Annotated in this window: 8 protein-coding genes; 4 read left to right on the plus strand and 4 right to left on the minus strand. The window is 64.2% G+C overall.

Annotated features, from left to right (window positions below):
- The first annotated feature begins 868 nt into the window (after positions 1 to 868).
- The 4 genes from ACICHK_RS42740 to ACICHK_RS42755 all read left to right on the plus strand — a co-directional run bounded on the left by ACICHK_RS42740 (position 869) and on the right by ACICHK_RS42755 (position 6,620).
- Positions 869 to 2,071 carry a cytochrome P450 gene (locus tag ACICHK_RS42740; RefSeq protein ID WP_406841717.1) on the plus strand — a complete coding sequence of 401 codons (1,203 nt, stop codon included), beginning with the start codon at positions 869 to 871 and terminating at the stop codon, positions 2,069 to 2,071.
- A gap of 159 nt (positions 2,072 to 2,230) precedes the next feature.
- The gene (locus ACICHK_RS42745) at positions 2,231 to 3,016 is read left to right on the plus strand and encodes an SDR family NAD(P)-dependent oxidoreductase (protein ID WP_406841719.1); all 786 of its coding nucleotides are present in this window, start codon (positions 2,231 to 2,233) and stop codon (positions 3,014 to 3,016) included.
- A gap of 263 nt (positions 3,017 to 3,279) precedes the next feature.
- On the plus strand, positions 3,280 to 5,448 hold the full coding sequence (locus ACICHK_RS42750) for a SpoIIE family protein phosphatase (RefSeq protein ID WP_406841720.1): 2,169 nt from the start codon (positions 3,280 to 3,282) through the stop codon (positions 5,446 to 5,448).
- 188 nt (positions 5,449 to 5,636) lie between these two features.
- Positions 5,637 to 6,620: an aldo/keto reductase gene (locus ACICHK_RS42755; RefSeq protein WP_406841722.1), complete on the plus strand. Its 984-nt coding sequence runs from the start codon at positions 5,637 to 5,639 to the stop codon at positions 6,618 to 6,620.
- Between the two features lie 282 nt (positions 6,621 to 6,902).
- On the opposite strand, the gene ACICHK_RS42760 is transcribed toward ACICHK_RS42755, so the two are convergent.
- The 4 genes from ACICHK_RS42760 to ACICHK_RS42775 form a co-directional block, all read right to left on the minus strand.
- Complete coding sequence (locus tag ACICHK_RS42760; protein WP_406841723.1) at positions 6,903 to 8,087, minus strand: globin domain-containing protein; 1,185 nt, start codon at positions 8,085 to 8,087, stop codon at positions 6,903 to 6,905.
- A 415-nt stretch (positions 8,088 to 8,502) separates the two neighbouring features.
- Positions 8,503 to 9,156 carry an LAETG motif-containing sortase-dependent surface protein gene (locus tag ACICHK_RS42765; RefSeq protein WP_406841724.1) on the minus strand — a complete coding sequence of 218 codons (654 nt, stop codon included), beginning with the start codon at positions 9,154 to 9,156 and terminating at the stop codon, positions 8,503 to 8,505.
- 571 nt (positions 9,157 to 9,727) lie between these two features.
- Positions 9,728 to 10,348, minus strand: coding sequence for a ricin-type beta-trefoil lectin domain protein (locus tag ACICHK_RS42770; RefSeq protein ID WP_406841726.1), 621 nt, complete (start codon positions 10,346 to 10,348; stop codon positions 9,728 to 9,730).
- Positions 10,349 to 11,201: 853 nt separating this feature from the next.
- Positions 11,202 to 12,053, minus strand: a complete 852-nt coding sequence (locus tag ACICHK_RS42775; RefSeq protein WP_406841727.1) for a type VII secretion system-associated protein — start codon at positions 12,051 to 12,053, stop codon at positions 11,202 to 11,204.
- Positions 12,054 to 12,300 lie beyond the last annotated feature (247 nt).

Here is a 12,300-nt window from a genome sequence, read left to right on the forward strand (position 1 = left end):
GAGAAGCTTCTTTTCCACGCAACGGCAGAACTTCGGAGCGGTGATCTAGCGGCCGTCGGCCAGAACCGCGAAGTGGGTCGGCCGCCGGTCGATACCGGCATCGTCTGTCGCATCGGGCAGAACCTCCCCGCCAGTCACCACCACGAACGACGCGAAGTACCGATCCACTGCTTCCGCTGCGATTTGTCTCGGTAGCCGTTGCCGAGACGGTGCCAGGGAAATCGCACGAGGCTGGCCGGGCCGGCGTGACAGCAGCGCTCACATCAGCCCGTTCCTCACCGATGCAACCGCGCCGCCCCAACGGTCTAACGAAAGTGCGAACGAAGCCCTGCCGAGGCAATGTCATTGCGTAATCAGAGTTTCGCCAGTGCGCGGTGGCTAGCCTCGATGACCGACTGAGGAACGTCGTGCCTTGAGGGTTCCCCGATGTCCGATGCGCATCCGCGTCGTACGGGGAGAGATCAAGGGCGCCATAACCGCTCCCCGCGCCGGCACTCGCAACGGGCTACAGGCCCCTCATGCCGCGGACGGGCGGACGGCAGGACTGGGGGCTCTAAGGGATCACGGATGCCGGAGTGTGGCAATTGTCTCGAAGAGTCAAATCACGTATGACAAAACGCACAGAAAGAGCATTTTGCGGGCGCCTATGTGCCGCCCGATGAACTAACTGTGCACTATTTAGTTGTACACTACTTAAAAGCCCTCCGCCCCTGACGCCGACACAACGGCGCCCTGGGACGACGGCGGCCCCACCCACACCACCGGCCTCCCGATCGCTCGCCCGACGAGCAGACCCCAAGGACAGGGACCGTTCGTCAGGAGAGCTGACGCAAACAGGCCAGCGGTCAGGAAAATGGAGAGATCTGCCATGGAGAACCATGCACCGGCGTACCAGTTCGACCCCACTGGTCGAAAGCTGCACGAGGACAACGCCACACTTCAGTCCATGGGCCCGGCAGCTCGCGTGGAGCTTCCCGGCGGCATCGTCGCCTGGTCGATCACTCGATATGAAATGGTCAAGCAACTGGCCGAAGACGACCGTGTGTCCCGAGATGCACGTCAGCACTGGCCGCAGGTCGGAAACATTCCTGCCGACTGGCCGCTGGCACCGTTCCTGATCTCTCCGACGGTCCTCAACGCGTACGGCTCCGATCATCGCAAGCTGCGCAGCATCATGAACGCGGCGTTCACCTCCGAGCGCCTGGACGCCCTGGCGACGGGTCTCCGGCGACGAATGGGGGCCTACCTTGATGATCTGGAGGCGGCTGGATCCGAGCAGGCGGTCGACATCCGCGGACAGTACGCGTTCCCGGTTGCTGCCGAAACGCTGTGCGAGCTGTTCGGCTTCACCAGAGACAAATGGGACCTCGGCAAGCTGGCGATCACCAACCTGCTCCAGCCGTCGGAAGATCCGGAAGAAGCAGCCGCCGGAATGGGTGCCGCAAGCGGCATCCTGGCTGATCTCCTGGCCGAAAAGGCCAAGGACCCGGGCGACGACATGGCCACCACACTTGTCCGCTCCGCTGATCTGACGGACGAGGAGCGGGTACTGGCTCTCATCGTGACCATTGCCGGCGGTGTACCTTCCGTCACGGATCTGATCTCCAATGCTGTCTTCAACCTTCTCCACCACCCCCGTCAGCTTCACTCCGTCGCAGAAGGCGAGACGCCGTGGTCGGAGGTGATCGAGGAGACGCTGCGTGCAGACGCACCAGTGCAGCACATGCCCCTCAGGTACGCCCTCGAAGACCTCGACCTGGGCGAGGGCGTCGTCATTCGGCGTGGCGAGCCCATCCTCATGGGTTTCGGAGCCGCTGGCCGAGATGAACAACTGCACGGCGAGGACGCGGACGTGTTCGACATCCATCGTCGCAACAAGGAGCACGTGGCTCTCGGCTACGGAGTGCACTACTGCATCGGGGCGCCGCTTGGGCGTCTGGAAGCCGAGATAGCACTCCCTGCCCTGTTCGAGCGCTTCCCCAAGCTCTCACTTGCACGCAGGTCCGAAGACCTGGACCCCCTTCCCACGTTCATTTTCAACGGAAAGTTGCAGTTGCCCGTGAATCTGTAACATCCTGGGGAACCGATCCGTCAGCCTCGCGGGCCCGAAGTGGACGGACCGGAAGCGGGTCCGACATTCTCCGCAAGACGACCGGCCCGAGCCACTGCGGTCTCGGGCCGGTCTCCTGTGAAATCACCAAGGCCACCATCGTGCAAGGGGAATCGAACAGTGCGAACGGTAGTCGTTGCAGACGGATGCACCGACGCGGGCAAAGCAATCTCTCTGAAGGCCGCTGCCGCCGGCTGGAACGTCGTGGCTGTTGTCCCTCCCGGGACAGGAGCAACGTGGCTGGCCAGCGAGATGTCCACCAACGTGCACGTCAGGGAGGCCAGTGAGAACAGCGCCGCGGGCGTCGTCCGCGCCATCAATACAGCGGCCGTCGAGTTCGGTTTTCTGGACGCCCTGGTCAACACAAGCCACCATCCGCATTTCGGCACTCTCGAATGGGACGGGGTGACTGGCGCTCGCGAAGTGATGGAACGGAATTACTTCCGTGTCCTGGAAGCCACTGCTGCCGTACTACCGCATCTGCGCAGTACGCGTGGCCGGGTCATAACAGTCACAGACAGTGGTCCCGACACCACGCATTTCTCCGAATCCTATCGAGCCGCCCAGGCTGCTCTTTCCGCATATATGGATGCGCTGACTCCCGTAGCGGCAGCCGTCAACATCGGCGTGGCCCTTGTGGAGGCGAGCATCGAGCCGGGCCATCTTCCAGAGCACCTCGAAAAGAACGTCATGCGTCGCGCCGGAGCCTACCGGCACTTCGTTGCAGACCATATGGTCGGCCGCACCGACCGTCACCGCACGCTGTCTCTCGATGACCTGGCTGAAGTGGTAACCGATCTCCTCAACTCGAAGCGCATGCCGGCGAGCGTCCGGCCGTTGCCTTCGTCGTGGCCGGACGGCAAACCCATGCCTCATCGCCTGCCCCCCATCCGTCCTTCCCGGTGATCTTCGGCATCGGCAAGCGACTGCTCCGCTCTGGTTCAAAACGAACGAAGACCCAGCCCGCGCCTTGCCACTTTCGGCTCGCACATGGCATCTCGGCTGTGGGCAGACCGGCTGACAGTCCAGACCATGCCGCTGCTGTTCAGGCGGGACAGTCATACGATGGGTAGCGGCGATGCGCCTGAAGGCCTCCGAGAACGCCATCGTCCTTTATCCGGACGTAAGGAGAGCGGGGGTGTGCGATGAGTCGAAGTACTGATGCAGCCGTGACCGACCGCGAGTGGTCCATGCTCGCGAGGGACATCCTCAACGAGCTAACGGAGGATCTCGGAGCTCTGGCTGCCGGCATCTATGTCGAAGACCGTGCCAATGAAGATCTCCGCGTCGTCATGATCACTGGCACGGCGCTGACGGTCTTCAGTCTTCCGGAACGCCTCCCCCTCGAGAGTCATCAGGCACCCGCCCTGGCACTCCGGTTTGGCCTGGTATCGACGACCGATTCAATCGACACAGGCTTGGTACCCCGTGAAGCCGTCATAGCTCCGGTGCGAAACGCGGTGACCTTGGCCGCACCCGTCTCCGGCAGCCAGACCACCGCAGTAATTGCTGGTGTCTGGACGCCCCGCCCATCCTCACAGCAACTCTCCGCCCTGCACGGCTCAGTCAGCAAGATGTGTGAGCGCCTGCGCCCCGTGCTCGACTCTGAAGCCCTCGTCGAGCGGCTGAACTACCCTCCCATTGTCCTCCCCAGGGTCGAAGCTGCACCGCGGGTCGACTTGCAAGAAAATGATGTCTGGGGATTGCGGGGAAATTCCGTATCCCGCGCCTTCTCGTTGATGTACCAAGCATACAAGCTTCCTGTTTCATTCAACAGGACAAACAACCTGAATGAGGTCCTGGCAGTCGTCCACGAGCAAATCGCCAAACCTCTCGGGGCCCAGGGTCATCTCGTTGTGAGCGGCAGCGACGAGCGGCTCAGCGTGGTGGGATTCAGTGGACCGCTACAGGACGTGGTCAAGCGCATCAATGTGGACAGGAGCTCTTTCGAATCACCTGTATACAAGACCATGGAAATGGGCCTTCCTGTATTCGTGTCCGACCGTGAAGCCCTGATCAGACAGTTTCCACAATTTGAACCGACCTCCGTCGAGGCTCTCGCACTGCTCCCCCTGCGGGATCAAAGATTCCATGGCGCATTGTTCATTACATTCAATTCCCCTCGCACGTGGGGAAGCGACGAGCAGGCGCTTCTGGTCATGATGGCTGCCCAGTTGGCTACGGCGATCTCCAGAGCGAAGGCAAGTGAATCCGCAGGGAACCTCAGCGAAGCGCTGCAGCAACGTCTCCTGCCGCGCTCGCTGCCGGACTTCTGCTCCGTCACAGCGGTGGCACGGTATTCGTCCGCCTTCGGAACGAGTGACATCGGAGGCGACTGGTACGAGGCGATCCAGCTGCCTGACGGCAAGATCGCACTGATCGTGGGAGACGTGCAGGGGCATGGCACCGACAGCGCCGCAGTGATGGGTCAGCTACGCAGCGTCATTCGCGCCTACGCTTCTGAAGGGCATGAGCCCACCGCCATCATTGCCAGAGCCAATGATCTTCTGGCTCAGCTCGAGGTGGACAGGTATGCAACGTGCGCGTTGATTGTGATCGATACAGAGAATGCGCAGGCACACATCGTGCTGGCCGGTCACTGCGCACCTCTTCTCCGACGTGCCACCGGAGAGGTCGTCCTGCTCGACGCACCTCGGAACCTACCGCTGGCCGTGCAGCCGGGTTTCGTCTACAGCGAAGAGACGGTCGCGCTATCGGCGGGCGATCTGATCATGATGTACACGGACGGCCTCTTCGGCGGCTTGAGCGATGTGGAGACAGCGGCCAAGAATGCACTCGGTTCGGCTGCCCCGAACGTGGAGGGGGAACTGCACATGGTCGCAGACAAGATGGTCTCACTCCTGGACCGGCCATCTGAAGGCCATCGGGACGACGCCGCTCTTCTTCTGGCGCTGTTCGAGGGCCCATCGGGTGCCAGCGTGCGGAGTACGGCTTCATTGCAGATTGCGATGAACGACTACCGTGGCGTGTCCAGAGCCAGGGAGTGGCTCATCTCGTATCTGACGTACCACAACCTGAATGACCTCACGGATGACCTCGCGCTGGCCGCGTCCGAGATCGTGACCAACGCTCTCGTACATGCGCGAAGCGAGGTCGACATCAGGGTTCGCGAATACGACGACAAGGTGCATCTGGAGGTGCGCGACAGTACGGTTGCTGCGCCGATGCCCATCGATGTCACTTCTGACGAGACGGCCAACGCGAACGCTGAAGGCGGCCGGGGGCTCACAATCGTCGACCTGCTCGCCTCGTCCTGGGGGACGTCAGCGAACGGTCGTGGGAAGGCCGTATGGATGAACTTCGCGAAGAAGGCCTGACCTCCTCCAGGGCTGCCGGCAGGCGATACGAGTCAGCCTGCCGCCGCGGCGCAGAGCCGGTTTCCTCACCGGCCAACAACCGGTTCACATGCCTTCGCGGGCAACACTGCTGCCCCTGAGCGCCACCCTCGGCGGCCACCGGAGCATGGGATTCCGTTTGTTGAGTCCTCAAATGACAAACTGCCTCCATGGACAAGCGTGATTTCATCAGGTCCGGCCAGCATGCTTCCGTGATCGGTCTCGGCACCTGGCAACTGGGAGCCGATTGGGGGAACGTCGACGAAAAGGAAGCCCTCGCTGTACTGAACGCGGCGGCGGAGTCGGGGGTGACCTTCTTCGACACCGCCGACGTGTACGGCGACGGGCGGAGCGAGGAGACCATCGCCGGCTTCATGCGCGGCCGGCCGGACCTGCACGTCATGGTCGCCACCAAGATGGGCCGCCGCGTCGACCAGATCCCGGAGAACTACGTCCTCGACAACTTCCGCTCCTGGAACGACCGTTCGCGCCGCAACCTCGGCGTCGACCGCCTCGACCTGGTGCAGCTGCACTGTCCGCCGACACCCGTGTACTCCTCGGACGCGGTGTACGACGCCCTCGACACGCTGGTCGAGGAGGAGCGGATCGCGGCGTACGGCGTGAGCGTCGAGACGTGTGACGAGGCACTGGCCGCCATCGCCCGCCCGAACGTGGCGAGCGTCCAGATCATCCTCAACCCCTTCCGCATGAAGCCCCTGCGCCAGGTCCTGCCGGCGGCCCGGGAGGCGGGCGTCGGCATCATCGCCAGGGTCCCGCTGGCCTCGGGGCTGCTCTCCGGCAAGTACACCAAGGACACCGTCTTCGCCGCCGACGACCACCGGACGTACAACCGTCACGGGGAGGCCTTCGACCAGGGCGAGACCTTCTCCGGGGTCGACTTCGCGACGGGCGTGGAGGCGGCGGCCGAGTTCTCCGCCCTCGTCCCCGAGGGGTACACGCCGGCCCAGCTCGCGCTGCGGTGGATCGTCGCGCAGCCCGGAGTGACCACGGTCATCCCGGGAGCCCGGTCACCCGAACAGGCCCACGCCAACGCGGAGGCCGCGAAGCTGCCGGAGCTGTCGCAGGAGACATTCACAGCGATCCGCGATCTGTACGACCGCCGGATCAAGTCTCAGGTGGAAGGAAAATGGTAGGCATCGCCTGATGCACGGGGGGCACGTTTCAGGTCCCCCAGGCCACACTCCTCTGCGACTGATCCCGCAAAGCAGCTGAAACCGCCAGACCGAGATCGGCCTGGCGGTTTCGCCGCATCGCATCTATCAGGGGATCTGCAGTTTTAGCGTGCGAGATAGCCCACCGGTCGTCCCGCGGGTCGCGAGGTCGAAGTGGGCGGTCGTCGGTGCCGCGCTGGACGTTGCGCTGACACGGCGCCGGCCCACCCGTCATCCCGGCGCGCACCCACAGCCCTGTACAGGTCAGCCCTTGGCGAGCCAGAGGTCGGGGCCGAAGACCTCGTAGAAGATGTCTGCCGGCGCCACGCCCTTGCCGATGAGCTGCTCTCGGACCGCACGCATGAAAGGCAGGGGACCGCAGAGGTACGCCCGGACCCCCTGAGGTATCTCAAGGGCCGTCAGGTCCACTCGGCCGGTGTAGGCGCCGTCTTCGGCTCCCTGCTCGTACCAGAAGTGCACGGTTCCGTCGGGAAGCTTCTCGGTGTACCCCTCGTGGTCATCACGCAGTGCGTGATCAGCGGGAGAGCGGTCGCCGTGGACGACGATGACCGGGGCCTCGTGGTTGACGGTCGCCAGCCGGGCCAGCATAGCGATCATGGGCGTGACGCCGATGCCTGCCGAGGCCAGCAGCACGGGCCGGCCGTCAGCGTGATCGAGCACGAGGTCGCCCCGCGGCTCCGACAGCTGGAGCACCTCTCCCTCGCGCACCCCCGCGTGCAGGTGGTTGGAGACCTCTCCATCCGGCGTGGTGGCGCCGTGGACGCGCTTGACACTGAACTGACGGACGGAGTCCGCGGGTGCGCCGGACAGACTGTACTGACGGATCTGGCGGGCACCATCAGGCAGTTCGACCTGAACAGAGAGGTACTGACCGGCGCCGAACTCGGGAACGGGGCCGTCGTCGACAGGCCGGACACGGAAGGTGACGACGTCTTTCGTCTCCTGCACGCGTTCCACGACCTCCCAATCGCGCCAGACCTTGTGCTCGCTCTCTTCGTACAGCCGCTTCTCGATCGCTATGAGGGCATTGGCCATCAGCCAGTAGACCTCGCTCCAGGCCGCGGCGACCTCGGGCGTGACCGCGTCGCCGAGAACGTCCACGATGGCCGCGAAGAGGTGCTCATGCACGATCGGGTACTGCTCGGGCAGGATGCCCAGCGAAGCGTGCTTGTGGGCGATGCGGTTGAGCATCAGGTCGGGGCGCTGATCTGGATTGTCCAGCAGGTGCGTGGCGAAGACGGCGATGGAGCCTGCGAGCGCCTGCTTCTGCGTGCCGGCGGCCTGATTGCCACGGTTGAAAAGGTCTCGCAGAAGATCGGGATGAGCGTCGAACAGCCGGGTGTAGAAGCGCTCCGCGATCTCCTCAATCGCACTACCAACGGCAGGCAGTGTGGCGCGTACAACATGGCTTGACTGCTCGGACAGCATGTCCACTCCTGGGAGTTGAGGAATCTTCCGTAGCCCACCCTAGAAAATTTGCATCTCATATTCAACTTTTCTCTGGTGTGTGCCTCCTCTCTCGGACACGTCCGCCGAAACCTTGCCGGCCTGCAGCAACCGGACCGCACGCGCTGCAGTACGGTGCCGCGCAGCCGAGGATCCGCGTGCCGCAGCTGACATCTCCTGGCTGTCGCGGTCCGGCCCCAAGAACGAGCCGGACCGCGACAAGCAACCACTGGCGGCAGAACCGATGGACAGCTTCGCAGCTACTCGGTCACGCACCCTGCAGCGAGTACGGACCCAACCGCGCCCACCTCACCAGATCTGGTGCAATCGGCGGCCTTGACTCGGCCACAACCAACAGATGGAGGGACCTCCGAGTCGCCGACAGGAAAGGCCGTCGTCAGTTTCCGGCCTGCTTGCGTCGGCGCTGGAGGAACACGAGCCCACCGCCAGAAGCGAGCAATAGGGCGGCCGCGCCCGCGGTCCAGGCGGTGCCAGAGCTTCCGGTGGAGGCCAGGCTGCCCGTGGGCGGCACGCCGTCCTCCCGTGGCGGCGTGGAGTCGTGGGTCTGCGGCACAGCCGGAGCCGTGGAATCCGAGGGGGACGACGCCGACGGCTGAGGCGTCCCGCTCGGCGCCGGGGACGACGGGGAGCCGCTGGGCGTAGCAGTCGGAGTGGGGCTCGGGCTCGCGGAGGCAGGAGCACTGCTCGTCGGAGTCGGCGAGGGGGACTTGGTCACGCAGTCTTCCTTGCCGGCGTGCCATGAGGCGATCAGATTCTTGCCGATCACCGGGTGGTCGGGACCCACCGGGACGGGGCCGTGGCCCTCGCCGACGCCACCGTCGTAGCGCACGTCACCCTTGTAGAGGTCCACCTGCGAGAAGCAGCCCGTGTCAGGGATCTTGACCTTGAGTACTTCGGCTCGACTGTGGTGGGCCGCTACCGTCGCGAATCCGACGAGTTCCTGCTTGCCCGACGTCGCAAACGTGGAGCCGTGGGCAAGGTAGGAGGCCAGGGAGACCGTGCAAGCCTCACGATCATCCTTGCTTCGCACCGCTACGGCTACTTCGCCGTCGGACAGGGGCCTGAGTGCCTTGATCTGCGATCCGGGCATCCACGTGGTGCCGTCCACCGAGAACTCGCAGATGCCACCAGCCGTCGTCGACGCCGAGCCGGAACGGGTGAGAGTCGATGCGTCCGTGAGCCCGACGGCTCCAGCGTTTCCCGCTGTCGACAGGACGGTGAAGGCGGCTACCGATCCCGCAAGGCACACCGCAGCGCGTCTCAGCATGAGAGAAATCAACCCTTCGAGGGTGAGGAAGGCTTGGAGACCGCCATGATCTGCACCGTCTTCGCACGCGGGAACTCACGCGTGCTGAGCGGAGCCAGAGGGGGTCCCGATCCTGGGAATGACTTGCATCGTCTGGGTCGCTGCTTAACCCGTCAATCGGGGCATGCCTCAGCTCGCCACAGTCTGCACGGTTCAGCTGTCACCTTGCCCGAACGAGCACTGCCCGACTACACGTTGGCGGCCAAGTCCGGCATCGCCTTGCTTCGGCGCACATCGCTTCCGCCTCGGCCGTCAGCGGCTCCCAGCAGTCAGGCAGCGAGTGGCACCAGGTGTTTCAGGACCTCCACCATTTCTGATTCGAGTGGCCATTGCACTGCCAGAGTTGAAGTCGGGTGCCGCTGGCGGTTGCGCTGTCCGTGATATCCACGCACATGCTGCCGTTGGTCAGATCGTGCGCTGTGTTGAGCCGGAACTGCTGTGCATGGGTGCCGTTGCAACCGGCAAGCTCGATCGGGGTGCCATCAATACTGGAACCCCCGGCTACCTCCATGCACTTGCCCTGGGCTCGTATCGTCCCATCGGAGGCAAACTGCCACTGCTGAGCGGGAGTTCCGTTGCAGTCCCAGATCTGCAGGGGCGTACCGCCATTGCTTGTTCCACCCATGACGTCGATACAGCGTCCGGAGACCGAACTGTACAAAGCGTACACTGGCAAGGCCGGAGTCGTCTTGGTCTTGTCAGTCACCACATGAACACCGGACTTGGCGGTGGAAGTATGGGAGGAAGGGCGCGCGGACGAAGACGCTTTGGCGGTCGGGCTCTTCTTGACGGCCTGGGTGGACGTGGCATGGTGGCCTTCCTTGGTACTGGCGTGCGCCGATGGGCTGCTACCGGGCGTTTCACTCGCAAAGCCGCCGACCGCAGGGTCCAGTGCGCCACCGCCAAGGACGGTCATCGGTGTGGAGTGCGGGCGTACGGGCGTCTGTGGACCGCCGTCTCCACCCGTGTTGCTGAGAAGCAGCGGCACTGCGATCAGAAGAGATCCGGCGATGGCAGCGCCAGCGAGAATTCCTTTGCTCGGCCTAGAGGGGTCGCGCTCGGCAGGAACCGATGAGGTAGTGGTCGCGCCGCCGCCGGCGGAGTGGTCGTCATCAGCCTCAGCCAGGGGAACTGCGTTTCCGGCGTCCCCTTTTTCGTCAGCTTCCGCATCCCCGTTCGTGACCGCCGTGCCGGGAGTAGCAGCACCGGCTGCCGTGGCTTCGGGAGCGGCGCTGGGAGACTCAGGAGAAGCCGTGGCTACCCCGCCGGGCACGGAGGTCGAGGCCGGAACGCCACCGAGCAGCACGCTTTCCACACTCTGGCCTGTGCCGGTCTCACCTGGTGACGTGGAAGCATCAGGGGCGGCGCCGGACGGGGGTTCGGCCGGGGCACTGGGGAGAGCCGCTGCCGACGCGGTCAGACCCAGAGGGGCAGCAGAACTTCGCTGGTCTGTGCGCTCTGAATTCGTCATGGTGTCCTTCAAGATTGGTTGCGTTCATGACGTGGGGTTGATGCATGGCCACACATTGGGTGGCTGCTCTTGCCACCCGTCATTTGCAGGCGGTGCTCGTAGCAAACCTGTCAGGGGATGTGCGACGGTACTGTGCGCCGCCGTAGGAGTTGTCGCATCGCTCGTCCTGTCCGGCCCGTGCCGACGATCCGCTGCGGCTCGCCGTCGGCACGGCAGGAACACCGCCTACCGGAAACGAAGTTGGTGTGTCCGGGACTCCTCGAAGCCGAGCCGTCGCTCTTTCATCAGGGCCGAGGATTTAGAGCAGCTCTGCGTTGACAGGCACATCCATGATCGTCGGTGCTGCCGCGGAGGTTTCGGGGCCCGGGGTCTCGACGAGGCCGGCTGGCGCTTCAGCTTCTGTGACAGGCCGTCCCACGACGGCCTCGGTGGAAGGTTCCTCTGCGTCGGCGGCGGCGATGGTCTCCTTCAGCGACTCCGTTTCGACGATCATGGAAATCGGACCTGCGGGGTTGAGGTAGATCCGGTGGCCGTCGGGCAGCTGCTCCACGAGTTCGCGAACGGGAAGGTTCTTCCAGGTGAGAAAGAGAGTGGTCGGGGCGTCGTCGACCGTGGTGAGCACCGGGACCACGGGCGAACCGTCGGGAGTGAAGGCGGTCCACAGTCTGCCGTCGGTGTCCATCAGTACGGCTACGGTGGCGGATGCCAGGGCGTCCATGACGTCCTGGCCGGATCCCCAGCCGGCGACGGCCAGCTGTACCAGATTGTCGATCGGGTCACGCGGCTCGGGCATGCCGAGCGCCCGGGGCGAGGGACGATAGAGGGGGTTGTCGGCCCACTCTTCGATTTCGCCGTCGGATCCTGACCTCCACTGGCCGATCATCGCCCAGGGCGGCGGCGGCCCCTCACCCTCCCACTGAGGATCCACCGGGCTGATCCAGTGGTCAGGCGCCAGCCGGGCGGCTTCGCGGATGTCGTCGGGTACATCCTTGAGGGGGTCTTCTTCGGCCTCGTCCGACAAGTCTTCATCCCTCGGGGATTCGAACCCGTCCGATTCTTGGACCACACCTGACAGAACGTCCGCGACAGCGGACGACTGAGTGGCCGGAGCGAAGGTTTCGAAGCCTTCGGAAGATGCCTCAAGGGACATGGAAATGACTCCCAGCGGTTGGAGCAGAACTGAACTGCCCGGGCATACCAGACAGGTGCCCATCTCGGTCCGCCCTGGAATGACAGGGCGGTGAAGCTGCCAGCGGACACGGTCTCCTCCGGTTCGGCCGGATTGACCACATAGGGCGTGCCGGTGACAGAAACTGCTAGCAATGATTAGTTCATCCGTTGTTCCCCTAGAGGCCCCTGCAGGGTATTCTTTGTCAGGAGCGGAGCAGGAACGCAAG

Source organism: Streptomyces sp. AHU1, from assembly GCF_045343905.1.
GTDB classification, from domain to species: domain Bacteria; phylum Actinomycetota; class Actinomycetes; order Streptomycetales; family Streptomycetaceae; genus Streptomyces; species Streptomyces triticiradicis.